Source organism: Janibacter melonis (assembly GCF_003721155.3).
Lineage (GTDB): Bacteria > Actinomycetota > Actinomycetes > Actinomycetales > Dermatophilaceae > Marihabitans > Marihabitans melonis.
Window position 1 is genome coordinate 2402793 of sequence record NZ_CP044548.2, and the last position, 25217, is coordinate 2428009.

Below are 25217 nucleotides of genomic sequence, written 5' to 3' on the forward strand. Positions count from 1 at the left end.
GGGAGACCCCCTGCTAGACGAGTGCGTTGCCGCCCAGGGTAGGTCGCGATGCGACCGCGCCGGTATGGGGAGGAGTACCCAGACGACGAGGGGCCGACCACCGTGGTGGTCGGCCCCTCAAGGGGTGCTGCTGGGTCGTGCTCAGCCGGCGACGACGTCGAGCGTGACGGTCGCCTGGACCTCCGGGTGCAGACGCACGAGCGCCTGCGCCGGACCGACGGCCTTGATCGGCGTCGGGATCTCGATCGTGCGACGGTCGATGGACGGGCCACCGCCGTCGGCGACGGCCTGCGCGACCTCGGTGCTCGTGATGGCGCCGAAGAGGCGGCCACCGGTACCGGCGTGCGCGGTGACGGTCACCGGGTTGGCCTCGAGGTTGCCCTTGATCGACTGGGCCTCCTCGAGCGACTTCACGGCGCGGGCGGCGCGACCGGCCGCGATCGCGTCGACCTGCTTCTGCGCGCCCTTGGTCCACTGGGTGGCCAGACCGCGACGGAAGAGGAAGTTGCGGGCGTAGCCCGGCTTGACGTCGACGACGTCACCAGCGGTACCGAGGTTGCTGACCTCGTGGGTGAGGATCACCTTCATGTCGTTCTCCTTCGAAGTTCTCGTGCAGCCGGCTCAGCGCGAGCTGGACGAGTAGGGCAGCAGAGCCATCTCGCGGGCGTTCTTGACCGCCTTGGCGATGAGGCGCTGCTCCTGGACGGAGACGCCGGTGACCCGACGCGCACGGATCTTGCCGCGGTCGGAGATGAACTTGCGCAGCAGCGCAGCGTCCTTGTAGTCGATGTTCTCGACCTTCGCCGCCTTCAGCGGGTTGGCCTTCTTCTTGGGCTTGCGCACAACGGGCTTGGCCATCGTGGTGCTCTCCTTCTAGCTGAGGTGAGCCCGAGGGTGATCCTCGGGATGGGGTGTTTCAGTGGGTGTGGACGCGACCGGTCAGAAGGGGGGCTCGTCGTAGCTGGGGGCGTTGCCCCAGCCACCGCCGCCGCCCTGGCCGCCGCTCGGGGCAGCGCCCTGGGAGCCGCCCTGGCCGCCGAAGCCGCCCTGGTTGCCCCCCTGACCGCCCTGACCGGACTGCTGGCCGCCAGTGGCCCAGGGGTCCTCGGACTGGCCGCCGAAGCCGCCGCCCTGGCCACCCTGAGCGCCGCCGCCCTGCTGGCCGCCGCCCCAGGAGCCGCCACCGCCACCGCCGCCGCGCTGGGTCTTGGTGACCTTCGCGGTGGCGTAGCGCAGCGAGGGGCCGACCTCGTCGACCTGCATCTCCATGACGGAGCGCTTCTGGCCGCTCTCCTTGTCCTCCCACGAGCGGGAGACCAGGCGGCCCTGGACGACGACGCGGGACCCACGGGTCAGCGACTCCGCGACGTTCTCGGCGGCCTCACGCCACACCGAGCACCGCATGAAGAGGGTCTCCCCGTCCTTCCACTCGTTGCTCTGGCGGTCGAACTGCCGCGGCGTGCTCGCCACGGTGAAGTTCGCGACGGCCGCACCGCTGGGCGTGAAGCGCAGCTCGGGGTCGCCGGTGAGGTTGCCGATGATCGTGATGACGGTGTCGCCTGCCATGCCTGTCCCTTGTCCCTGGTGGTGATCGTGTCCGATGAGCGTGCCGGTTCGCACCGACAGCGCTGGTGAGAGTCGGGGCTCAGGCCTCGACGCGCATGAGCTTGGTCCGCAGGACCTGCTCGTTCAGACCGAGCTGGCGGTCGAGCTCCTTGCTCGTGGCCGGCTCGCAGGTGAAGGTCGCGACGGCGTAGAGGCCCTCGGACTTCTTCTCGATCTCGTACGCCAGGCGGCGACGGCCCCAGGCGTCGACGTTGTCGACGGTGCCGCCGTCCTTGGTGACGACGGTGAGGAACTTCTCGAGCGTGGGCGTGACGGCCCGCTCGTCGAGCTCCGGGTCGAGGATGATCATGAGTTCGTACTGACGCATGCTGATAACCCGCCTCCTTCGGTCTTGACGGTCACGGTCTCTCCGTGACAGGAGGGTTGCTGCGTACCCGCGTGCGGGCGCGACGAGACGTCGAGATCGCACGAGGGACACCCCAGGGTAGCCCGAAGGGGGATCCGGCCCGAAATCATCGGGCCGGGTGCGGCTCCGGCACGGCGCGGGGCGGGGCCGGCTGGCCCGGGGGCGGCCCGTGCCGCTCGCCGCGGGTGTCGTTCGGGGTGTACCAGACCGACCACATGAGGAAGCCCCAGGTGAGGGCCCGGCCGAGGGTGATGACGACGTACCAGGCGGCGGGCAACCCCTTCGCCGCGTCGGACAGGCCGCCGATGTAGAGCCACAGCGCGCTCGCGTGGACCACCTCGACGGCGACGAGCCCGAGGTGCGTGCGCCACGAGACGCCCGCGAGGATCGCCAGCGGCACGACCCACAGGGCCGCCTGGACCGGCGTCGCGCGGGAGGTGATGGCGACGACCGGCACGACGAAGGCGCTTAGCTGGGCCCACGTCGGGGTGCGCCAGGCCGCGCTGAGGAACCACAGGCCGAGCGCGAGGGCCGCGAGCCAGCCGAGGGCCACGAGCGCGAGGACGGACCAGACGGGCAGCGGGTGCCCGAGCAGGGCCGGCACGTGCCACGGCGACCCGTAGCCGGACCCGTTGCCGGTGAGCACCTCGAGGGGGCGACGCCACACGCCCGGCGCGAGCAGCGCGCTGGCGAGCCCGAGGACGAGCACGACGACCGCGGCCGGGACGAGCGCACGACGCAGCTCGGCGCGTCGCTGCTGGGCGAGCGCCGTGCCCACGAGCGCGAGCAGCACCGCGAGGACGTAGCCGTGCGCGAGGAGCGCGACGCCGAGGAGGACCCCGGTGGCACGCGGTCGGTCGTGCTCCCAGGCCCACATCGCCCACAGGACGAGGGCGACGGCGAGCAGGTCGGGGCTGAGGAAGGCGGCGACGACGTAGACCGGGCTGAGGGCGAGCTGGGTCGCGAGGTCGAGGCGGTGCGGACGGGTCAGCCCCACCGCGACGACGCACGACATCGCGAGGACGGTGACGAGCACCGCCCACAGCGCGAAGTACCACCGGGTCTGGGCGAGCCACGAGCCGTCGGGCACGAGCGTCGCGACCGCCGCCATGGCCCCCGAGAGCACCGGGAGCGGCTCGAGCGGCACGTCCCCGCGCACCCACGCGCCGACGCCCCGGTCGAGGCCGGCGATCTGGTACTGCGCGGGCAGGTCGGAGAAGCAGCCGCGCCAGAACTGCTCGTCGCCGGACCACCCCTTCGCCACGCAGTGCCCCTGCCGGGCCACGCCGAGGACGAGCGGGATCGCCATCATCGCCGTGACGAGCGAGAGCAGCTGGGCCAGCGACGAGGCGCGCTCGCTCGCGCGCCGGCCGAGGGGCCCGCCGATGATCGCGCTCACCGGGGCGGGCAGGAGGTCCTGCCCCACGTCAGTCCTGCGTGCCGCTCGTCGTGGACGCCCCGGCGGTCGGCGGGGTCACCGGCAGCGAGGGCGGCGACGGGGGTGGCGTCGACGGCGGCGGGGTCGACGTCGGTGGCGTCGTCGTCGGCGGCGGCGTCGAGGTGGACGGGGGCGGCGTCGTCGTCGACGTCGTGGTGCTGCTGCTCGACGAGCTCGAGGAGGTGCTCGAGGTCGAGCTCGACGTGCTGCTCTGCGTCGTCGTGCTCGACGAGGTGGTCGTGCTCGGCGGCTGGGTCGTCGTCGGAGCCGGCGGCTGGGTCGTCGTCGGGGCCGGCGGCTGGGTCGAGGTCGTCACGCCCGGCTGGGGCCGGTACTGGACGTTGCCCGCCGGGGGCAGCTGCTTGACCGGCTCGCCCTTGAGCGCGCCGATCATGAAGTCGGTCCAGATGGTCGCAGGCAGGGTGCCGCCGGTGACCTCGGAGTACTGGCCGATGTTCACGAGCTGGTTCTTCTCGACGAGGCTGCCGTCGCCCTTGTAGATGCCGACGGCGGTCGCGAGCTGACCGGGGGTGAAGCCGTTGAACCACGCCGCGTAGTTGTTCGACGTCGTGCCCGTCTTGCCGGCGACCGGGCGACCGAGGTTGGCGACCGTCGGGTACCCGGTGCCGCCCGGGGCGCCGACCTGGCTCATCGCCTGGATGGCGTCGCGGCTGACGTCCTGGGGGAAGGCCTTGCGGACGTCCTTCTTGACCTCGTAGTCGATCTCGTACGCGCCGTTGCCCTTGACCGAGGCGATGAAGTACGGGCGGGCGCGGTTGCCCTGCGCCGCGATCGTCGCGTACGCGTTCGCCATGTCGAAGACGCGGACCGAGTCGGTGCCGAAGACGTTCGACGGAGAGGTCGACAGCGGGATCTTCTTGCCCCCGTCGTACCCCTGCACACCGGCCGCCTTGGCCGCGGCGGCGCTCGACTTCGGCGTCGCCGCGAGGTTGAGCTGCGCGTAGTAGGTGTTGATCGACTTCTGCGTCGCGGTGCGCATGTCGACCGGGCCGTAGCTCGCGTTGCCGTAGTTGACGACACCGCCGGCGCGCTGGATGTCCGTCGCGTCCGGACCGTCGTAGGCGAAGTCCTCGCTGTAGAAGGGGCTCGAGCCCGAGTACACCGTCGACAGCGGGATGCCCTTGTCGAGCGCGGCGAGCATCGCGAAGGGCTTCATCGTCGAGCCGGCCTGCATCTTGCCGTCGAGCGCGTCGTTGAAGTAGCTGCCCTTGCCGAAGCGCTCGCCGCCGTACATCGCGCGCACGGCGCCGTCGCCGGGGGCGATGGAGACCAGGCCGATGTGGAGGTTCTTCGCGCGGTCGCCCTCGGGGTAGTTCTCCTCGACCGCCCGTCGCGCCGAGTCCTGCGCGCGCTTGTCGATCGTCGTGACGATCTTGAAGCCGCCCTGGGAGATCTGCGCGTCGGTGAGCTTGAGGCGGGTGCGCAGCTCGTCGCGCACCTCCTCGGTGACGAAGCCGAGGTCGTCGCTGGCGCCCTGCTCGGTCGCGATGGGCCGCGTCCAGGGGAAGGTCGCGTCGTCGCGCTCCTCCTGGGTGATCCAGCCCTCGTCGAGCATCCCGTCGAGCACGTAGGCCCAGCGGTCCTTGGCCACCTCGCGCTGCTCGGCTCCCAGGCGCGGGTCGTAGAGGGAGGGACCGCGGATGACGGTGGCCAGGAGCGCGCCCTGAGAGACGTCGAGCTTGCTGATGTCCTTGCCGAAGTAGGCCCGGGCGGCGGTCTGGATGCCGTCGGCGTTGCGGCCGAAGTAGATGGTGTTGAGGTAGTCCTGGAGGATCTGGTCCTTGCTCAGCTCGTTGTCGATCTTGACGGAGATGAGCAGCTCCTTGGCCTTGCGGCTGAGGGTGCGGTCCTGCGTGAGGTAGTAGTTCTTCACGTACTGCTGGGTGATCGTCGACCCACCCTGCTGCTCGCCGCCGCGCAGGGTGACCCACACGGCGCGGCCGATGCCCTTGGGCGAGATGCCGTCGTTCTCGTAGAAGGAGCGGTCCTCCGCCGCGAGGAAGGCCTCCTGGACGTCGCGGGGCACCTTCGAGATGTCCACCGACTCGCGGTTGACCTGCGCGACGCGGTCGAGCACGGTCTTGCCGTCCGAGTAGTACAGGACCGAGGCCTGCTGGGTCGCGCGCTCGTTGGGCTTGGGCACGTCGGTCATCGCGTAGGCGATGCCGATGCCGACGACCCCGAGCAGGGCGAGGGCGAGGACCCCGAGGCCGATCTTGCGCAGCCATCCCCCACGGCGACGACGGCGACCGTCGGGGCGACGGCGGGACCGTCCGGAGCGCGAGCGGGTGGCCTGGGCCTCGGCTCGGGAGCGGGGGGTCTGCGGCATCTGGTCTTCCTGGGTCGTGAGGGTCTTCGGGCGCGCGTCAGCGGCGGGCCGGGCACGCCAAGTATGACGGCTGAGCCTGAGACCGGGCTCAGCAAGAGCCCGCTCGTGGGCCGGGCGCTACCAGTCGACCCGGCCGGTCGTGGCGACGACGACGCCCTCGTCGTCGAGGACGGTGACCTCGACCTGGGGGATCGCGGTGCTCGCGTAGCACCCCGTCGCGGTCGTCGTCGGCTCCGGGCCGAGGGTGGTCGTCAGCTCGCCGAGCGGGGTCCCCACCGGCGTGCTCCACCCCGTGCAGCGCAGCGTGTAGACCCCCGTCGGCAGGTCCTGGGTCGTCGCGAGGAGCTCGGGGCAGGTGTGCACCGGCCCGCACAGCACGGGTGACCCGCCCGTGCTCGCGACGACGGTGATGACCGGGGTCACCGGGTCCTCGACGGTCGTCGAGGTCGGCGAAGGGGACGGCGCGGGGTCGGAGGTGGGCGGTGGCGGCTCCCACGTCGTCGGCGGGGTGTCGACCGGCGGCGAGGTGCGGAAGACCGGCGGGTCGTCGGGGGTGCGAGGGTCGGCGACGACCGGCGGGCGGGTCGAGCTCGGCTCGCCCCCGGCCGAGGTCTGCGGGGACGAGGTGGGCGGGGTCGCCGTCAGGTCCTGCGGGCTGCTGCTCGGCGCGGGGACGGCGGGCGCCGGGCGAGGCTGCGGCGCACCGGTACCCGTGGGCGTGCCCGGGTCGAGGGTGAGCGAGGCGGAGGGCACCCGCGCCGTCGTCGGCGAGGAGGTGATCGAGGTGTCACGGGTCGAGGTCGGGGCGGGGATGGCCTGGGTCGGGGGACCGGGGGCGGGCGAGGTGCTCGCGGCGTCGAGGGCCCCGATGACGATGACGGCGGCGGCGGCCGCCCCGGCGAGGCCGGCCCCGGCGAGCAGGGCCCGGGAGCGCCAGACCTCGGCCCGCGTCGGCCGAGCCGCCGGCAGGCCCCCGACCCACCGCCCGGGCTCGAAGTCGACCTCCTCGGCCCGCCGGGCGAGGGTCGAGCGCAGCAGCGCGTCGAGCTCGTCGTCCGACCAGGTCATCGCGACACCCCCTTCGTGCGCAGGGCAGCGAGCGCGCGGCTCGCGCTCGCGCGCACGCTCGAGACCGCGATGCCGAGCGTGCGGGCGATCTCGTCGTCGTCGAGGTCCTCGAAGTAGCGCAGCACGAGGACCGTGCGCATGCGCGGGGGCAGGGTGGCCAGGAGGTGCCACAGCTCGTCGTGCTCGTCGACGGCGCTCGTCGGGTCGCTCGCCCGCCGGTCCAGCGCCACGACGTCGGCCGGGTCGGTCGGGTGCTCGCCGTGCCACTTGCGGCGACGCCCGGAGATGTGGCGGTGGTTGAGCATCGTGCGGACGTACGCGTAGGGGTGGTCGCTGGCCTGCACGCGGTCCCACTTGCGGTGGACGTCGGCGAGGGTGTCCTGGAGGAGGTCCTCGGCGTCGGCGTGGCTGCCGGTGACGAGGTAGGCCAGGCGCAGGAGCTGCTCGCCCCGGGCGGCGACGAAGGCCTCGACGCTCGCGGTCTCGGCCCGCTCCTGGGGCACCACGCGATCGGTCGTCGCCGGCCGCAGGGGCACGACGGCGGCACGGGGGGTCGAGATCCCCGCCCTGCGTCGCACCGCCACTGCTGTCACATCCCTCTAGACGCCGACCGGGTCCTCTCCCGCTGCGTCGCTCACCCTGCTGCTCCTCCATCCTCCCCCGCCAGGCTCCTCCGGCCCGGGGACGGGGCCCCCGCCGCCGTGTCGCGACACCCCGGTCGCACGTCGCCGACCTATCGAAGCGATATATCTGCGTTACAGTCCACGGGTGCCAGAGGCGAAGGGGGGACGGATGCGACGTCGAGCGCTGCTCGACTTCGCCGTCCTCGGGCTGCTCCACGAGTCCCCGATGCACGGCTACGAGCTGCGTCGTCGGCTCAACGCCGCGCTCGGGGCCTTCCGGGCGCTCTCCTTCGGCACGCTCTACCCCTGCCTCAAGGCCCTGCTGCAGGCCGGGCTCATCGTCGAGGACGCGCAGGTGGCACCGACGGGCAAGCGCCCCCGGATCACCTACGCCCTCACCGAGGCCGGCCGCGAGGAGTTCGCCCGGCAGGCGGCCCGGATCGACCCGGGCGCGTGGGAGGACGACGGCTTCGAGCTGCGCGTCGCCTTCTTCTCGCGCACCGACCGTGACACCCGGCTGCGCATCCTCGAGGGCCGGCGCAGCCGGCTCGAGGAGCGCCTCGACACGATGCGCTCGAGCGCCCAGCGCTCCCGCGACCGCATGGACTCGTGGACCGCGGCCCTGCAGCGCCACGCCGAGGACTCCACCGAGCGCGAGGTGCGATGGCTCACCGAGCTCATCGACGCCGAGCACCGTCCCGGTCCACCGGCCTGACCCTCGTCCCCCTTCGACCACCATCACCACAACCGAGGAGCACCACATGAGTTCCATCCGCGTCGCGATCGTCGGCGTCGGCAACTGCGCCAGCTCGCTGGTCCAGGGTGTCGAGTACTACAAGGACGCGCCCGCGGACGGTCACGTCCCCGGCCTGATGCACGTCCAGTTCGGCGAGTACCACGTGAGCGACGTCGAGTTTGTCGCCGCCTTCGACGTCGACGACAAGAAGGTCGGCAAGGACCTCGCCGAGGCGATCGGCGCCAGCGAGAACAACACCATCAAGATCGCCGACGTGCCCACGAGCGGTGTCGAGGTCCAGCGCGGCCACACCCTCGACGGCATCGGCAAGTACTACGCGATGACGATCGACGAGTCGCCGGCCGAGCCCGTCGACGTCGTCCAGGTCCTCAAGGACCGCGAGGTCGACGTGCTCGTCTCCTACCTGCCGGTGGGCTCGGAGCAGGCCGACAAGTTCTACGCGCAGTGCGCCATCGACGCGGGCGTCGCCTTCGTCAACGCGCTGCCGGTCTTCATCGCCTCCGACCCGGAGTGGTCGGCGAAGTTCGAGGCCGCGGGCGTGCCGGTCATCGGCGACGACATCAAGAGCCAGGTCGGCGCGACGATCACGCACCGCGTCATGGCCAAGCTCTTCGAGCAGCGTGGTGTCGTCCTCGACCGCACCTACCAGCTCAACGTCGGCGGCAACATGGACTTCAAGAACATGCTCGAGCGCGAGCGCCTGGAGTCCAAGAAGGTCTCCAAGACCCAGGCCGTGACGAGCAACCTCGAGGGCCCGCTCGCCGGCAAGATCGACGACAAGAACGTCCACATCGGCCCGTCGGACTACGTCGCGTGGCTCGACGACCGCAAGTGGGCCTACGTGCGCCTCGAGGGTCGCGCCTTCGGCGACGTCCCGCTCAACCTCGAGTACAAGCTCGAGGTGTGGGACTCCCCCAACAGCGCCGGCATCATCATCGACGCGATCCGTGCGGCGAAGATCGCCAAGGACCGCGGCATCGGCGGCGCCCTGCTCTCCGCGAGCTCCTACCTCATGAAGTCCCCGCCCGAGCAGCGCGAGGACACCGAGGGCCGCGCGAAGCTCGAGGCCTTCATCGCGGGCACCGAGGAGCGCTGAGCCGCAGCGGAGGAGGGTGGTCGGCGACGAAGGAGCCGCCCGCCCGGAGGAGCGAGGACTCAGCGCTCCTCAGATGGCAGGAGCGCTGAGCCGCAGCGGAGGAGGGTGGTCGGCGACCTCGCTGATCGCTGAACCGCAGCGGTGACATCGATGGTCGAGGTGCGACGGGCGCCCAGCGCCCGAGCCTCGAGACCACCGGTGCCTCGCTCTGACCCGGCTCCCCGCGCATGACGAAGGGGTGGTGGCCAGTGGCCACCACCCCTTCACCCGTGCCCGTATCGGGACTCAGCGACCCTTGGACGCCTCGTCCTGCTGCGTGGCCTGATCCAGCGCAGCCTTCGAGTACGCCGTGATCGCATCCGAGGCCTGCTGCAACGCCTTCGCCGCCTGCTGCCACGCCTGCCCGAACGCCTCCGAGTCAGACCCCAACCAGTTCTCCGCCAGCGTCCCCTGCTGCGAGGTCCCGTTCTGCTGCACCTCACCGATCTTGCCCGCCTGCGTCTGCAGCTGACCCGCAACCTCACGGATCCGATCAGTGTCCATACCCTCGGTCAGATTCCCACCCATAGCACTGCTCCTACTCGTGTCGAAGAAAAAGAAAGTTCGTCAGAAAAGACCGCTACGACGACCAACCCCACAAAGGGTCAGGCCCCCGAGGTCTCCCGCTGCTGGTTCACGTCCTGCGTCAGCTGATCCACCAGCTGATCGATCATCTGCTTGATCTGCTCCAGCGCCGGGCGGTACTTGTCATTCCAGTCACCCACGAACTGATCCGAGTCCGTGCCGTTCCACGCCTCGTTCGCCGCCTGCACCTGCGTGTTCGTGTTGTTGATGATCGAGCCCACCTCCTCAGAGAGGCTGCTCCACTTCGGGATCTCACCCGAGACCGTCTCCAGGTTCATACCCAGCCAAGCCATGTCGAATCCTCCTGCTCGAGATGCTCGAGCGGCTTCCCCGCCCGACTGGTGACAACACTAGGCAGGACGAGGCGGGTTGAGAATGGGGAGGACTCCCCCGCGGGGAGGTACGGCGAATGCCGTTGTGGCACAACGGTTCTCACGGCTGAGCGAGGGTGGGCGAGGACGGGCAGACGACCGCTGCCCGGTGTGCGGCCCGTCAGTCGACGGACAGGACGACGAGGGTCTCGCCCTCCTGGACGACGTCGCCGACGTCGACCTTGACCGAGCGCACGCGGCCGGCGTGCTCGGCGAGAACGGGGATCTCCATCTTCATCGACTCGAGCAGCACGAGCTCGTCGCCCTGCGCGACGTCCTGATCGGGCGCGACGTGCACCGCGATGACGTTGGCGACCAGCTCAGACTCGACGACGTGATCCATGGCACACCAGCCTAGGGCAGGGCGAGGCACGCCCTGACCACCCCTTCGCCCTCGCTCCCCCGTCGCACCCCGGGGCCGTGACGAGGAGGCCTCGCTCCCCCTTCGCGCCCTCGAGGCCGCGACGGGGCGGGGCTCGCTCCCCCTTCGCATGACTTACCCCCGCTTCGCACGAGTGCGGTACTCATGCAGAGCGGGGGTTTATCGGGTGACCCGAGAAACTCGTGGCCCCTGTGACTCGCTCGAAGGGAGGGGCGCGGAAGGGATGACGAAGGGGTGGTGGCCACTGGCCACCACCCCTTCGCGCCGTCCCGAACCAGGACCTCAGCGACCCTTGGACGCCTCGTCCTGCTGCGTGGCCTGATCCAGCGCAGCCTTCGAGTACGCCGTGATCGCATCGGAGGCCTGCTGCAACGCCTTCGCCGCCTGCTGCCACGCCTGCCCGAACGCCTCCGAGTCAGACCCCAACCAGTTCTCCGCCAGCGTCCCCTGCTGCGAGGTCCCGTTCTGCTGCACCTCACCGATCTTGCCCGCCTGCGTCTGCAGCTGACCCGCAACCTCACGGATCCGATCAGTGTCCATACCCTCGGTCAGATTCCCACCCATAGCACTGCTCCTACTCGTCTCGAAGAAAAAGAAAGCTCGTCAGAAAAACCGCTGCGACGACCAACCCACAAAGGGTCAGGCCCCCGAGGTCTCCCGCTGCTGGTTCACGTCCTGCGTCAGCTGATCCACCAGCTGATCGATCATCTGCTTGATCTGCTCCAGCGCCGGGCGGTACTTGTCATTCCAGTCACCCACGAACTGATCCGAGTCCGTGCCGTTCCACGCCTCGTTCGCCGCCTGCACCTGCGTGTTCGTGTTGTTGATGATCGAGCCCACCTCCTCAGAGAGGCTGCTCCACTTCGGGATCTCACCCGAGACCGTCTCCAGGTTCATACCCAGCCAAGCCATGTCGAATCCTCCTGCTCGAGAAATGTGCTTTCGTGCACCGGACCGGCCGTGCTCTCGCCCCTGCGGTCCGTGTGCGACGAACCTACTAAGAGGTAGGCGCCCGGACCATGGGGAGCACTCCCCCTGTCCCGGGCGCCTGCTCAGCGCTGCGGCAGCGCGACCTGGACGATCTGCGCACGCCCGCGGCGCACGAGGACACCGCGGCCCTCGGGCATGAAGACGCGCTGCAGCGGCGGGAAAGTCGTCTTGAAGATCATCGAGCTCTCCGACCCGTCCGGGACGAGCGCGATACCCGAGCGCGACCCCTTGACCAGGCCCTGCAGACCCATGCTCGTCGTCATGGCCGACGGGTCGGCCTCGGCGATGACGAAGTGGTCGTTGTCGACGAGCGGCTTGACGCACTCCTGGAGGGGGTTCTGGTACGGCATCTGGGCGAGGTCGTCGAGCTTCTCGAGGACGAGCACGACGTGGGGCCCGCCCTCGGCGAGCGCCTTCTCCTTGAGGGTCGCCGACAGCGCGGTGATCTCCTCCTCCTTCGTCGCCGTGCCGGTGACCTCGGGCAGGTGGAGCAGCTCGCTGTTGCGCCGCAGGCTGACGACGTAGATCTCCGTGCTCGGGTCCGCAGCGCAGATCGAGCGCAGCAGCTGCACGAGCGTCGTCGTGCGACCGCTGCCGGGAGGACCGGTGACGACGAAGCCGCCGCGCGGCTCGAAGGTGCACGGCGCGAGCTGCTCGGAGTCCATGCCGAGGACGGGCAGGCCGTCGACGACCCGGGGCAGGTCGGCCGCGTGCACGACCTCCGGCAGCGACTCGATCTCCGGCGCCGGTGCCGTGCCGCTCTTGCGCATCGCGTCGGCGAAGCCCTGCACCATCCGCGACTGCTCCGAGGCGTCCTGCGTGCCGCCGAGGACGGCCACCTGGACCTCGCGCTTCTTGAAGATGCCGCGCCCCGGAGCGGACTCGGCGGTGAGGACGTCGGCGGGGACGCCGAGGAAGGAGTAGTCGTCCTCCGTCGCCATCCGCAGCACGAAGCGCGACTGCACCGAGGAGCCCATCGAGACGGGCAGGCCGTTGCGCGCGTCGACGGAGAGCACGAAGTGCACGCCGACGGGCCGGCCGTCGCCGAGCAGCGAGGTGAAGGCGTCGAGCCACTTCATGAGCGCACCGGTCGACTCGTAGGCGCTGCGGAAGGAGGTCAGGCCGTCGACGAGGACGAAGATCCGCGGCTCGTCGTGCCGGCCGGTGAGCTGGCGGTAGGCGGTGATCGTCGAGGCGTTCGCCTTGCTGTAGCGCACGGCGCGCTCCTCGATGACCTCGCGCAGGTGGTTGATGAGGCGCTTGACGCGCTCCTCGTCCTGACCCGAGATGATGCTGCCGACGTGCGGGAGCGTCTCGAGCATCGACAGCCCGCGGTTGCCGAAGTCGAGCCCGTAGACGTGGCACGGCCCGCCGCGCACCGTGAAGCCGGCGGCGATGGCGATGGTGCGCAGGAAGGCGCTCTTGCCCGACCCGGACGCGCCGTAGACGGCGAGGTTGCCCTCGGCGTCGGGGCGGAAGGAGATCGTCGGCTGCGACTGCAGCGCGGGGTTGTCGGAGATGCCGATGACGAGCTCGTCGTCGCGCCGGTCGGTCGGCAGCTTCGCGAGGTCGTACACGGGCTCGAGCTCGGGCAGCCAGGGCTTGCGGGGCACCGGGATCTCGGCCTCGACCCGGGCCGCCTCGACGACCTCGACGACGCGCTGGATGTCGTTGGGGCCGAGCTCGTCGTCCTCCTGCGTCTTCGGCGTCGCGGGCAGCTCCCAGCGCACGGGGGCGCCGAAGCTCAGCGTCTCGACGAGCATGTCCGGCGGCGGCGGGGTGTCGCTCGTCCACCCGCCGGCGTACCCGGTCTGGAAGGGGACGAGCCGCCCGGGGCCGGACTTCGCCATCGCGCGACCGGGCAGGCCCGGGTCGAAGTACGCCGCCTCGGGCGTGCCGAGGACGTCGGTCGAGTCGTCGGTGTCGGCCATGCGCAGCGCCATGCGCAGGTTGGTGTTCGCGCGCAGGTTGTCGCGGATGACGCCCGCGGGGCGCTGGGTGGCGAGGATGAGGTGGATGCCGAGGGAGCGGCCGCGCTGGGCGATGTTGACGACGCCGTCGACGAAGTCCGGGACCTCCTGGACGAGGGCCGCGAACTCGTCGACGACGATGATGAGGCTCGCCGGGGCCTCGACCTCGCCGCGCCGCTCGAGCTCGACGAGGTCCTTGGCCTTGAAGCGCGCGAGCAGGTGCTCGCGGTAGTGCAGCTCGGCCGACAGGCTCTCGAGCGCGCGCCGCACGAGGTGCGGCGAGAGGTCGGTGACCATGCCGACGGTGTGCGGCAGGTTGACGCAGTCGCGGAAGGCCGACCCGCCCTTGTAGTCGACGAGCAGGAAGGTCACCCGCTGCGGGCTGTGGGCGGTGGCCATGCCGAGGATCCAGGCCTGGAGCAGCTCGGACTTGCCGGCACCGGTCGTGCCGCCGACGAGGGCGTGGGGCCCGTCGGTGCGCAGGTCGACGCTGTACGTCCCGAGCGCGCTCTGGCCGAGGACGGCGCGAAGGGAGCCCGGCTTGCGGCTCGGGGTGGCTGGGGCGTGCCGGCCGGTGAGGATCGAGCGGTTCTCGTTCCACCGCTCGATGACGGCCATCTGCGAGCTCGCGAGCTCGGTGCCGACGAGGGCGAGGAAGGAGACCGAGCGCGGGATGTCCGAGTCGTCCTCGGACAGCGCGCCGGAGTCGGTGACGGGGGCGAGCCGCCGGGCGGCGACGACGGCCTGCTCGTAGGAGAGCACGTCGGCGGTGACGTCCTGGGCGACCTCGGCGGGCGCGACGTAGCCGACGCGGGCCCGACCGCCGGTCTCGACCTCGACGAAGGTGCGGCACGCCGCCGGCAGCTGCTCGGTGACGGGCGCGACCCACACGACGACGACCCCGGAGCGCCAGCCGCGCTCGGCGAGCTGGACGAGGCGGGCCCGGTCGACGGGAGCGTCGTTCTCGACGAGGACGACGACGTTGACCCCCGTCGGCTTGCCCTTCTCGATCGTGCGGCTCGCATAGCCCTCGAGCTGCTCCATGAGCGCCGAGCAGCCCGGGCCCGAGCTCGCCGTGTGCTGCGCGTCGATCGGGCTCTGCGGCGACGCCGTGTGGGGCAGCCACTTCACCCAGTCCCAGTCGCGGGCGGACTTCGTCGAGGCGAGGGCGCACAGGACGACCTCGGCCGGCGAGTGCAGCGCCGCGGTCTGCACGACGAGCGAGCGGGCCATCGCCAGCGCCTCGTCACGGGGGCCGGAGATGCCGATGGCACCGTCGATGAGCGGGTGTGCGGTGACGGGCACGTCGGCGACGTGGCCCAGGCCCTGCATCGTCTGCGAGACCTCGAGCCAGGCCTCCGCGCGGGTCCGACCCATCTTCGGCAGCTTGATCTCGGAGCGGCTGGGACGCACGCCGAGACCGAGGCGGTACTCGAGGTACCCGGGCTCACCGGGGCGCCGGGTCCACATGAGCGGGTGGTGCCGGCGCACGGCCTCACCGGTCTCGGCGACGGCGGGGTGCTCGAGCCGGCGCATGTCGTGCTCGCGGTCGAGCTCGGCCTCGATGTCCTCGACGAGGTAGCCGATGTCCTCGCGGAAGTCGTTCATCGCGTCCTCGAAGTCGAGGCGGACGCGGCGCCGCGACTCGTAGGCGTTGGCCATCATCATCGCCGGCATCATGAGCATGAACATGATCGTGTACGGGCTGCGCGTGACCGCGAAGAGCGTCGCACCCATGAAGAGCGGGACGAGCATCATCGCCAGCGGCATGCGCTGGGGCTTGCCGCGCTCGGGCAGGTCGGGGACCTCGAAGACGAGGCCCTGGTAGACCGGCGCGATCCGCGGGCTGCGGGAGAAGGCGACGGTGCCGCTGTCACCCATCGTCACGCCCGCGGCGGCGCGCGCCTGGCGGATCTCGATCGTCGTGTCGCCGACGGTGAAGGCCTCGCCCTCGCGCAGGATCGCGCGGTCGATCCGCTCGTCGTCGACGACGACGCCGTTGCTCGAGCCGAGGTCGGTGACCTCGACGACGTCGGCGACGAGGAGCTTCGCGTGCCGTCGGCTCACCGACCCGTCGTTGACCTGGATCTCGCAGTCGCGCCCGCGACCGACGTGGGAGGTGCCGCGCTGGAGGGGGAACTCCCTCCCTTCGTCCGGGCCGCCGACGACGACGGCGGTCGCCAGCGGCGCCGCCTTGTCCTCGTACCCGCTGGAGCGACGGGTGACGGCGACGTGGACGCCGCTGCGCAGACCGGACTCGGCGACCGTCGTGCCGGGGTCGACCGCGCGGTAGTTCTCGTCGACGAGGGCGAGGGTGTGCGTGCCGAGGTCGGAGCGCGCGTAGTAGTCACCGCCGGACTGCCGGTCCGGGTCGGACAGGACGAGGTGCTCGGCGAGGTCACCGACGGTCGTGCGGCCGTCGACGGTGGCGACGAGGTCGACGTCCTTGTCGTTCGACCCTCGCAGGGTGAGCATGAGCTTCATGTCCGGTCAGCCTTCCGACGGGATCGGCGCGGGGCGTGGTCAGCGGGCACGTCGTGGGTGACGACGCGCCGGGGGTCGGTGCGGGCGACGAGGGCGGCCGGGAGACCGGCCGAGCGACGGGCGCGACGGCGCACGGCGCGCAGGTCGCGCAGCCAGGACCCGACGGCGGCGGGGTCGGCCGGTCGCTCCTCGAAGACGAGGGCGTCGGCGGCCACCGCGACGGGCATCGCGTCGACCTGCGGGCCGAGGGCCATCGCCTGCTCGGGACGCGTCGCGCGAAGGGGGACGTCGAGACCCATCGAGCGGGCCTCGTCGACGAGATCGGCCCAGGCCCGGCCGACGCGCTGGTCGGGGTCGCCGGTGCGCGAGCGCAGGACGCGGCGCACGCCCCCGACGAGGGGGGCGATCGCGAGGAGGAGCAGGGGCAGGACGACGAGGACGGCCAGGGCCTTGGCCCACAGCGGCCAGGTGCGCGGCGAGGACCAGTCCGTGGTGTCGCTCTGGACGACGGGGGGCGGGGGCGGCGGCGGGAGCGGCTCGGACGCCGGCGCGTCCCAGGCCTTCATCTGCTCCGGCGGCGCGGTCTCGCGGTCGGGCATGAAGGTCTGCGGCATGACGGGGTACCAGGACCGGTCGGCGCGCTGCACCTCGACCCACGCGTGGACGTCGCGCCCGCGCACGACGCCGTCCTGGGTGGCCACGGCGCCGAGGACGACGCGGGTCGGGATGCCCAGCCGATTGCCCATGAGGGCGAGCGCCGCGGCGTACTGCTCGTCGTCGCCGGCGAGCGGGTCGTGCCCGAGGAAGTCGGTGAGGCGGGCGGTGCCGTGGCCGGGGCCGTGGACGAGCAGCGCCTCGGCCGCCCGCTGACGGTAGGCGGCCGAGGTCGAGCCCTCGGCGGAGATCGCGGGCAGGCCGTCGGTGTACGTGCCCTCCTCGCGCATCGCGGTCGCCACGGCGACGAAGCGTCGCCACGGGTCGCTCTCGTCCGCCGCCCACGCGCGCAGGCGGGGCTCGACGAAGTCGGTGCTCGCCCCCATCGGCAGCGAGCCCCGCGCCACGGGCAGGCTCTGCGGCAGCTCCTCGCCGAGCGACTCGGTGAGCACGGTGCGCAGCGTGTAGCGGTCGCCGGCCTTCAGGCCCGAGGGCACGAGGACCGCGTCGGTCGAGAGGTTGAGCCAGGCCTTGCCGTCGACGCGCTCGGCGGTCGGCTCGTCGAGCGTGATGCCCTGGACGCTGCCGGTCGTCGGCACCCACGGGCCGTCGTAGCCCTCCTCGGGCACCTCGACGGTGATCTCGCTCGGGGTCCGGCCGGCGCTGTCGGAGACACCGACCCGCTGGCCGAAGAGCTGGAAGGCCCGACGCGGGTCGCCCCCGGCCTCGTCGAGCCCGGTGACCCCCCACGTCGTGCCGTCCCACGAGTCGAGCGTCGCCAGGCGCAGCGGTGCGCCGACGGGCACGCCGCCGACGCGGAAGAGCTCGGTGTCCCACAACCGGGTGGGCGACTGCTCGGTGTAGCTGCGGAACTCGCCGAGCGGGCTCGTGAGATAGCTGAGGTCGTGCACCGGTGAGACCTCGGCGCGCAGCGTCGAGCGCTCCGACGGGTCGGCGTCCCCGAGCAGCGGGCCGAGCAGACCGGCGACGAGGGCGGAGATCGCGAGGATCCCGCCCCCGAGGGCGAGCCGGGAGAGGGCGGGCCGCCCGCGCCGCTCCTGGCCGCGCCGGGCCCGCAGGGCGAACCACGCGAGGAGGGCGACGGGCAGGGCGACCCCGTGGACGAGCGGGGACGCCGGCGCCTGCGTGCCCATGAGCAGCACGACGCACAGGAGCACGAGGACCGGGGCGGCGACGAGGAGCGCCGAGCGGTGACGGCGGGCGGTCGCGTAGACGACGAGGGTCCCCACGACGGCGACGAAGAAGACGAGGGCGAGCATCTGACCGCCGGCGTCGACCGGTGGCACGAGGGTCAGCCAGCGCTTCCACCCGTGGATCGGCGCGCCGGCGAGGTCGGTGAAGGTGCGCAGGGTCGGCAGCACGCCGAAGCGCAGGTCGTCGCGGACGACGACGAGAGCCCCGACGAGCAGGTAGAGCACGACGGTGAGGGCGCTGATGGCGACGAGCGGCCACCGGTAGGTGGCCTGGACGTGCCCGAGGACGAGCCCGAGCAGCATGCCGACGACCCCGGCGAGGAGCGAGTGGGTGCCGAAGACCGAGGTGCGCAGCCCGACGAGGACGAGCGCGACGACGAGCACGGCGAAGCCCGCGTCGACGAGGTGCTCCGGGCCGGGGCGCATCCGCCCGAGCGTCGCCCGGACCCGCTGCCCGCCGGTGAGCTGGGGCTTGATCATCCCCTCGCGAGGGGCGCCGACGACGCTCATGCGGTGCTCAGCCCGGACAGGACGTGGTGCAGCTCGTCGAGACCGCCGACGGTGGCGATCGTCATGCCGCGCTGCCGGCGAAGGGAGGCGCTCGCCCCGCCGTCGACGAGGAGGGCGACGTGGTGCACCTCGACGTCGAACTGGAAGAGCACCTGCTGCAGCTCGAGGAAGGCCCGCCGCGGCCCGGTGACGAGGACGACGACCGAGCTGTCGGGGGCCAGGGCGGCCGCGCGGCGCGCCGAGCTCAGCAGGTCGGCGCGGCCGACGCCGGCCTGGGCGATGGTGTCGAGGGTGAGCGGGATCGTCGTCCGCGAGGCGACCCGGTCGCCGGCGACGACGGTCGCCTCCTGCTCGTCGCGGATGGACTGGACGACGAGCGAGGCGGCGATGTCCATCGCGGCCTCGACGTCCTCCTCGGCGCGATACCCGGAGGGGTCGACGTCGACGATGACGGTGAGGTGCGCGCGACGCGTCTCCTGGAACTGCCGCACGAGGAGCCGGTCGTGCTTGGCCGAGCTGCGCCAGTGGACGTAGCGCCGGTCGTCGCCGGGCTCGTACTCGCGCAGCGCGTGGAAGTTGATGTCGGCCATCGACAGCTCGGGGGTGACCTCGCCCTCGAGGTCGCGCAGCAGGCCGTGGGCGCCCGACTCCAGCGGCCGGGTGCTCGGGTGGACGAAGAGCTGCTTGACCTCGCCGAAGACGCGGGTGCGGTTGGTCAGGCGCAGCGGGTCCTCCTGGACGGTGCGCACGGGTCCGACCTCGACGACACCGCGCCGGTCGGTGGGCACCGGCAGCTCATGGCGGACCTGCTCGCCGCGGCGCAGCGCGGGCAGGTCGATGGTGCGCACGTCCTCGCCGACGGCGATCTCGACGCGCGAGGGCAAGATCCGACGGTGCCCGGGGTTGTGCAGGACGACCTCGGCCGCCGCGCGCTCCCCGACCCGCACCCGTGAGGGACGGGCGGTGAGCTCGACGCGGGGGTGGGTGCGCCCGACGGCGAGCGCGAAGCACAGGGCGCAGGCGACGAGCAGGGCGACCCCGAGGGTGACGACCTCGACCCACGCGAGCAGGAGGCCGACGACGACGGCCGCCGTCCCGAGGGCGAGGACGGACCAGCCGAGCGGCGAGACCCACGACAGCAGCCCGCCGAACCACGTCGTGCGGACCCGCTCGCCCCCGCGGGCCGAGGCGCGCAGGGCGGCGGCCGCGCCCCCCTTCGTGCTCCGGACCGCCTGGACGGGCACCGGGAGGGTGACCGTGCGGCGCTGGCCGGTCGCGCGCAGCCGCTGACCCTCCGCCATCCGCTCCTGACGCACCTCCATCGGCGTCGGGGCGGCACGCTGCTCAGGACGGGCCGGGGCGGGGGCGGGCGGGACCTGGCCCGGCCCGCCCGACCGGTCGAGCTGCCCCGGGCGAAGGGTGGGCGCGTCCTCCTCGACGGGCTGCGGGCGCACCCGACCGCGGCCGCGCGACGGCTCGGGGCCGCGCCGGCTCGGACCGGACGGGGGCGTCGTCATCGGCTCAGCGGCTCCGCTCGGTCGGCGGGGCGACCTCGCCGAGGACCTGGCCGACGACGTCGCCGACCTGGACGCCGGCGAACTCCGCCTCGGAGGTGAGCAGGAGGCGGTGGGCCATGATCGGCTCCGCGATGATCTTGATGTCGTCCGGGACGACGTGGGTGCGGCCCTGGCTGACCGCCCAGGTCTTCGCGCAGCGCACGAAGGCCAGGCACCCGCGCACCGACAGCCCGAGCCGCACGTTGCGGTGACGCCGGGTCTCCTCGGCGATGCGGGCGACGTAGGCGAGGATCGCCGCGTCGACGTGCACCTGGTCGGCCAGCCCGGCCATGTCGGAGACGACCTGCGCGGCGAGGACCGGGCGCAGACCGGCGGTGCGGTCGCGGCGGGCCGCGTCGGCCAGGACCGCCACGGTGGCCTCGTGATCGGGGTAGCCCAACGACGTCTTCATGAGGAAGCGGTCGAGCTGGGCCTCGGGCAGGCGGTAGGTGCCGGCCTGCTCGATGGGGTTCTGCGTCGCGATGACCATGAAGGGGCGGCCGACCTCGTGGGTCGTGCCGTCGGCCGTGACCCGGCCCTCCTCCATGACCTCCAGCAGGGCGGACTGCGTCTTCGGCGAGGCGCGGTTGATCTCGTCGGCGAGGACGATCGTCGCGAAGACCGGGCCCTTGTGGAAGTCGAAGCGCTTCGTGCTCTGGTCGTAGATCGTCACGCCGGTGACGTCGCTCGGCAGCAGGTCGGGGGTGAACTGGATCCGGCTGTTGCTGCCCTGGACGGTGGCCGCGATGGCGCGGGCGAGCTGGGTCTTGCCCGTGCCCGGGTAGTCCTCGAGGAGCAGGTGGCCCTCGGAGAGCAGGCAGGTGAGCGCGAGCCGCACGACGTGCTGCTTGCCGAGCACGGCCCGGTCGACGTTGCCGACCATCTGCGCGAAGGTCTGGGCGAACCAGCCGGCCTGCTCCTGGGTCACGCTCATGGTCACGAACTCCTGCTCTTGAGGGTGGTCAGCTGATCGGCCGTGGGCCAGGTGTCGATGCGCAGCTCGCGGTCGAGCGAGAGGTCGAGAACGCGCCCCGTGTCGAGGTCGTTGACGAGGACCTGCCCGCGGTTGAGCCGCAGGACGACCGGGGTGGAGCGGGCGAGGTTGCCCGGGAGCACGACCTCGGTGGCGGGGAGGGTCTCGTCGCTGCAGACCACCTGGTAGCGCACCCGGGTGCCCTGCGAGCGCACGCCGAGCAGGCACGGGCCGTTGACGACCGGGCGGGCGACGAAGTGGCTGCGGATCGACACCGCCTGGGTGCTCTCGCCGAAGTCGATGCCGCGACGGCTCGTGCCCGAGCCCTGGGTGCCGACGAGGACCGTCTTGAGGTCGGTCGTCACCGCGACGGAGTCGGCCTCGACCCCCGGCACCTGGAGCGCGGCGTAGAGCGGCGGGCCGTCACCGCCGCTCGGCGCTCCGTCGACGTGCTGCGGGTCGTCCTGCCCCTCGACCCACACCCGGCCGTTCGTCGGGTCGAGGACGACCCACCGGTCGCCGACGGCGGTGATGTCGACGCCGTTGCCGCCGAGCTCGAGGGTCTCCCGCTCCGGCTCGCCGAAGCCGTCGCCCTCGGCCGGGATGTCGAGCACCGTCCCGGTGGTCGCCGAGACGACCTTGACGTTGCCGTCGACGTCGACCGCGACGGCGGCGTCGCCCTGGTCGACGGTTGCGAGCGGGGGCGACGAGGTCGTCATCGCGGAGAGGTCACCGACGCCGTCGGCGTCGAGGCGCTGCGCCCAGACCCGACCGGTACCGGGCTCGACCATCGCGATCGTCCGGCCGCGCAGGTCGACGAGCGGCGGGCGGTAGAGGCGGTCGCCGCTGCTGTAGGTGGCCTTCGGGAGCTGGCCGCGACCCTCTCCTGCCTGGCCCGTCGCCGCGTCGACGGGCACGAGCGCTCCGTCGGCGCTCACCCCGACGACGAGCCGGCCGTCCTGGAGCACGTCGGCGCGCCGGGTCGAGGACGTCTCCTGCGAGGCGCCGCCCGGCACGACGGTGCCGAGCTGGTTCGCGCCTCGGTCGACCCGCCCCCACATGCCGCTCTCGCCCGAGGTGACCCACACGCCGCCGTCGCCGAGCGCGATCTCGTGCACGGGCTCGCCGGTGCTGCGCGCGGCGAAGACGGCGCTCACCCCCACGGCGAGGGTGAAGAGGGTCCCCGAGACGACGGCGAGCCCACGACGGCGCGTGCGCGGCATGGTCAGGTCACTCGGTCGGGTGGTCGAGCAGCGCGAGGTCCTGGACGGTCACCAGACGCGTCGACAGCGCGTGCTCGACGAGCCGCGTCTTGCGGTTGCTCGCGAGCTTGCCCGGTCCGCCGTGCAGCCCCCGGGTGCCGGCGTCGGCGAGCTTCGAGCAGACGTTGTCGAGCTTGCGGTTGAACTTCGTCACGGTCCACCCGAGGCGTCGGGCGGCGTCGGCCGAGCTGGGGATCGAGCCGGTGCCCGCGGTGTCCCGGCGCAGGAAGTCCTCGCACAGCGCGATGACGAGGAGCTTCTGGTCCGGGGTGAAGGACACCCGCCCGACCGTCGTCTCGCCGGTCGCGTCGGGCTCGAGGGCCTCGTTGTCGACCATCTGGAAGGACGGGGTGTCGGCGACGACGTCGAAGTCGTAGGTCGTGGGGCCCGCGGTGAACCACACCGTGACGCGCTCGAAGGCGAGCGGGATCCGCGCGCCGGGGCTCAGCCAGGCCTGGAGCAGGCCCTTCTTGTCGGCCACCGTCGCCGTGAGCGTCGAGCCGACGTTGGTGAGCCACCAGAAGCCGCCCTCGTGGGTGATCTGGAGGAAGGAGCGGTGCAAGAAGGGGTTGTCGTCGATCTCGACGTCGCCCTCGCGCCCGATGGTCAACGGCCGCGTCGGGTCGGCCGGGTAGATCTCGCCGCAGAAGTCGACGCTCACGCCGCCTGCCGGCTGCCCCTGCTCGCTCACCTCTGCACCTCGCACTTCGTCGACGACCACGCGGACTCGGCGGCTCCCCGCACGACGCGTGCCTGAGCGCACAGCCGCACACCGGACGCGATGCTGACCCGGTACTGGGACACCCCTGGCGCGAGGGTAACGCCTCGGGAGAGGTCGAACTCCGTCGCGTCGGGGTCGCCCTGCGGCGCGCCGCTCATGACGACCACCCGGTACCGGTCGTCTTCTGCCGCACCGTCGTACGCGATCTCGACGGTCATCACGTGCCCAGACGAGGCGGGGGTGAGGGTCACCGTCGGGGCACCGGTGATCGCGTCGACGTCCGTCGCGGCCGAGGTGTACGTCGCCGCGGGCTCGGGCTCGTCACGCCCGGAGAGGTAGACGAGGAGCACGACGAGGCTGACGAGGACGAGCCCGAGCACGCCGAGCACGAAGGGGAGCAGACCGACGGTGAGCCCGCGGCGCGGGGCCTCGGGCTCGGCAGACGGGGCGGGGGCCGGCTGGTCGTCGCGACGGACGCGGCCACGGCTCGGCGGCGCGGGGGGCGGGGTGGTCACGTCACTCCACGTCCACGCACTCGGGCGCGCTCCACTGCGTCGTCTGCTCGCCACGGGCGACGCGCGCGATCGCGCAGACCCGGGTGCCCGGTGACGCGTTCGTCGGGAAGGTCGCCTTGCCCACCTCGGTGCTCGGGGCGCTCACCTCGACGGAGGACTCGAACTCCGAGGGCTGGGGGTCCTGCGACTCGGTCTGCACGGCCTTGACCTGGAAGGTGTCGCCCTCCTGGGCGCCGTCCATCGTCATGTCGATCGTCACCTTGTCGCCCTCGCCGTTGGCGATCGACGCGATGACGGGCGTGCCCGCGAGCTCGCCCCCGGCCTCGGTCGTCCCGGGCCCGGGCTCGTCGCCGCCACGACTCGAGAGGTAGATGCCGCCCCCGACGAGGAGCAGCAGGGCGAGGGCACCGGCGGCGATCGCCGGCACGAGGAGACGACGGTCGGGCCCGCCGCTGCCGTGCCGACCGGACGTCTGCCCCGGTCCGGACCCACCGGTCGTCGCAGGGCGCGGTCCGGAGGTGACCGGCGCGAAGGGGGACGGACCGGACGCGTGGTCCGGACGGGCACCGCTCGGACCCGACTGGTACCCGGGCTGGGGCCCGGTGACGGTGCTCGAGGCGGGGCCCTGGGCACCCGTGGTGAAGGAGACGGCCGGGCTGCCGGGGATCCCCCGGCCGCCGCTCAGCTCGCCGCCGATGACGGGCTGGCCGAGGGGCGGGGGCGGCAGGGTGCGCCCGGAGCCCGGAGCGGGGGTGGCGTGCCGCAGCCGGGTCGGGTCGGGTGCCTGGGCGGCCGGTCGGCTCGCCGTGTGGCCCTCCTCGTCGAGGACGACGATCGCGGTGCGCGAGAAGCGCTCCTGCTGCTCGATGTGCTGCAGCGATCGGGCGAGCTCGAGGGCCGTCGCGGGCCGCGCGAGGGGGTTCTTGCTCATCGCCTGGGCGAGGAGCCGCTCGAGCGAGGCCGGGACGTCGGCCCGCTCGGTCTCGGGCGGCGGGTTGGACCGGATGCGGGGCATGAGGGCGTACGCGGAGTTGTCGCCGCCCGGCACCTCGAAGGGGGACCGCCCGACGAGCAGCTGCCACAGGGTGGCCGCGAGCGCGTAGACGTCGGCTCGCGCGTCACCGTTGCTCTGCCCGTAGAGCACCTCGGGGGGTGCCCACGGCACGGAGACGCCGATGTCGTCGTCGAGGTCCTCGAGAGCCCCGCCGATGCCGGCGATGCCGAAGTCGGTCAGGCCCGGCGAGCCGTACTGGCTGACGAGGACGTTCGCCGGCTTGATGTCGCGGTGGATGACGCCGGCGCGGTGGGCGGTCTCGACGGCAGAGGCGAGCTGGATGCCGGTGCGCAGCACCTCCTCGACGGAGAAGCGCTCTCGCCGGGCCCGCTGCGCGAGATTCGGCGGCGGGTAGTACTTCATGACGAGGAAGGGTCGGCCGTCCTCGCTCGTGCCGGCCCGGAAGACCTGGACGATGTAGGGGTGGTCGGCGAGCTGGGCCATCGTGTTGGCCTCGTCGATGAACTGCTGCTTGATGCCGACCGTGAGGCCCTCGCTCTTGAGCACCTTGACAGCGACCTTCATCCGCGGCATCTGCTGCTCGTACAGGTACACGTCGGCATAGCCGCCGGAGCCCAGCGGCTGGATGTAGTCCAGCCCGTCGAGGACGGGGGGGACGGCCTGACTCACCGA

Annotated in this window: 23 protein-coding genes; 2 read left to right on the plus strand and 21 right to left on the minus strand. The window is 72.3% G+C overall.

Translation table 11 applies throughout. The features are described from left to right. Positions 1-141 precede the first annotated feature (141 nt). The 8 genes from rplI to EEW87_RS11500 all read right to left on the minus strand — a co-directional run bounded on the left by rplI (position 142) and on the right by EEW87_RS11500 (position 7406). The gene (gene rplI, locus EEW87_RS11465; RefSeq protein WP_123093497.1) at positions 142-588 is read right to left on the minus strand and encodes a 50S ribosomal protein L9; all 447 of its coding nucleotides are present in this window, start codon (positions 586-588) and stop codon (positions 142-144) included. 33 nt (positions 589-621) lie between these two features. Further along, entirely contained in the window at positions 622-858 is a 237-nt protein-coding gene (rpsR, locus tag EEW87_RS11470) for a 30S ribosomal protein S18 (RefSeq protein WP_068270764.1), read from the minus strand. Positions 859-939: 81 nt separating this feature from the next. Further along, positions 940-1566 carry a single-stranded DNA-binding protein gene (locus EEW87_RS11475; RefSeq protein ID WP_123093498.1) on the minus strand — a complete coding sequence of 209 codons (627 nt, stop codon included), beginning with the start codon at positions 1564-1566 and terminating at the stop codon, positions 940-942. A 79-nt stretch (positions 1567-1645) separates the two neighbouring features. Beyond that, entirely contained in the window at positions 1646-1933 is a 288-nt protein-coding gene (gene rpsF / locus EEW87_RS11480) for a 30S ribosomal protein S6 (protein ID WP_068270775.1), read from the minus strand. A gap of 145 nt (positions 1934-2078) precedes the next feature. After that, positions 2079-3398, minus strand: coding sequence for a hypothetical protein (locus tag EEW87_RS11485; RefSeq protein WP_123093499.1), 1320 nt, complete (start codon positions 3396-3398; stop codon positions 2079-2081). A gap of 1 nt (position 3399) precedes the next feature. Then, positions 3400-5760, minus strand: a complete 2361-nt coding sequence (locus EEW87_RS11490; protein ID WP_123093500.1) for a transglycosylase domain-containing protein — start codon at positions 5758-5760, stop codon at positions 3400-3402. A gap of 117 nt (positions 5761-5877) precedes the next feature. Beyond that, positions 5878-6828, minus strand: a complete 951-nt coding sequence (locus EEW87_RS11495) for a hypothetical protein (RefSeq protein WP_123093501.1) — start codon at positions 6826-6828, stop codon at positions 5878-5880. After that, positions 6825-7406: a SigE family RNA polymerase sigma factor gene (locus tag EEW87_RS11500; RefSeq protein WP_205473716.1), complete on the minus strand. Its 582-nt coding sequence runs from the start codon at positions 7404-7406 to the stop codon at positions 6825-6827. Before EEW87_RS11500 ends, EEW87_RS11495 begins: the two co-directional genes overlap by 4 nt. A gap of 214 nt (positions 7407-7620) precedes the next feature. Between EEW87_RS11500 and EEW87_RS11505 the strand changes: the two genes are divergently transcribed. Together EEW87_RS11505 and EEW87_RS11510 are read left to right on the plus strand one after the other, a co-directional pair. Continuing rightward, a complete protein-coding gene (locus tag EEW87_RS11505; protein WP_123093502.1) occupies positions 7621-8166 on the plus strand; it encodes a PadR family transcriptional regulator in 546 nt (181 codons plus the stop codon). Between the two features lie 46 nt (positions 8167-8212). Continuing rightward, entirely contained in the window at positions 8213-9304 is a 1092-nt protein-coding gene (locus tag EEW87_RS11510) for an inositol-3-phosphate synthase (protein ID WP_068270794.1), read from the plus strand. Positions 9305-9589: 285 nt separating this feature from the next. Here the strand turns inward: EEW87_RS11510 and EEW87_RS11515 are convergent, their stop codons facing one another. The 13 genes from EEW87_RS11515 to EEW87_RS11575 form a co-directional block, all read right to left on the minus strand. Continuing rightward, positions 9590-9871 carry a WXG100 family type VII secretion target gene (locus EEW87_RS11515; protein ID WP_123093816.1) on the minus strand — a complete coding sequence of 94 codons (282 nt, stop codon included), beginning with the start codon at positions 9869-9871 and terminating at the stop codon, positions 9590-9592. 77 nt (positions 9872-9948) lie between these two features. Further along, on the minus strand, positions 9949-10221 hold the full coding sequence (locus tag EEW87_RS11520; protein WP_068270800.1) for a WXG100 family type VII secretion target: 273 nt from the start codon (positions 10219-10221) through the stop codon (positions 9949-9951). Positions 10222-10420: 199 nt separating this feature from the next. Beyond that, complete coding sequence (locus tag EEW87_RS11525; RefSeq protein ID WP_123093815.1) at positions 10421-10642, minus strand: biotin/lipoyl-binding carrier protein; 222 nt, start codon at positions 10640-10642, stop codon at positions 10421-10423. Positions 10643-10963: 321 nt separating this feature from the next. After that, positions 10964-11245: a WXG100 family type VII secretion target gene (locus EEW87_RS11530; protein WP_123093816.1), complete on the minus strand. Its 282-nt coding sequence runs from the start codon at positions 11243-11245 to the stop codon at positions 10964-10966. A gap of 75 nt (positions 11246-11320) precedes the next feature. Next, positions 11321-11593, minus strand: a complete 273-nt coding sequence (locus EEW87_RS11535; RefSeq protein ID WP_068270800.1) for a WXG100 family type VII secretion target — start codon at positions 11591-11593, stop codon at positions 11321-11323. 140 nt (positions 11594-11733) lie between these two features. Next, a complete protein-coding gene (locus EEW87_RS11540; RefSeq protein WP_123093600.1) occupies positions 11734-16125 on the minus strand; it encodes an FtsK/SpoIIIE domain-containing protein in 4392 nt (1463 codons plus the stop codon). Then, positions 16122-18503, minus strand: coding sequence for a transglutaminase TgpA family protein (locus EEW87_RS11545; RefSeq protein ID WP_123093601.1), 2382 nt, complete (start codon positions 18501-18503; stop codon positions 16122-16124). The genes EEW87_RS11540 and EEW87_RS11545 overlap by 4 nt, the downstream gene beginning before the upstream one ends. After that, positions 18500-20020 (minus strand): DUF58 domain-containing protein, encoded by a 1521-nt coding sequence (locus EEW87_RS11550; protein WP_123093602.1) that lies wholly within the window; start codon positions 20018-20020, stop codon positions 18500-18502. The genes EEW87_RS11545 and EEW87_RS11550 overlap by 4 nt, the downstream gene beginning before the upstream one ends. Before the next feature lie 4 nt (positions 20021-20024). Next, on the minus strand, positions 20025-20993 hold the full coding sequence (locus EEW87_RS11555; protein ID WP_068270808.1) for an AAA family ATPase: 969 nt from the start codon (positions 20991-20993) through the stop codon (positions 20025-20027). A 2-nt stretch (positions 20994-20995) separates the two neighbouring features. Beyond that, positions 20996-22255, minus strand: a complete 1260-nt coding sequence (locus tag EEW87_RS11560; protein WP_123093603.1) for an NHL repeat-containing protein — start codon at positions 22253-22255, stop codon at positions 20996-20998. Between the two features lie 7 nt (positions 22256-22262). After that, positions 22263-22985: an FHA domain-containing protein gene (locus EEW87_RS11565; protein ID WP_372456509.1), complete on the minus strand. Its 723-nt coding sequence runs from the start codon at positions 22983-22985 to the stop codon at positions 22263-22265. Beyond that, positions 22982-23530, minus strand: coding sequence for a hypothetical protein (locus EEW87_RS11570; RefSeq protein ID WP_123093604.1), 549 nt, complete (start codon positions 23528-23530; stop codon positions 22982-22984). The genes EEW87_RS11565 and EEW87_RS11570 overlap by 4 nt, the downstream gene beginning before the upstream one ends. 1 nt (position 23531) lies before the next feature. Continuing rightward, a complete protein-coding gene (locus tag EEW87_RS11575; RefSeq protein ID WP_240341588.1) occupies positions 23532-25214 on the minus strand; it encodes a serine/threonine-protein kinase in 1683 nt (560 codons plus the stop codon). Between the last annotated feature and the right edge of the window lie 3 nt (positions 25215-25217).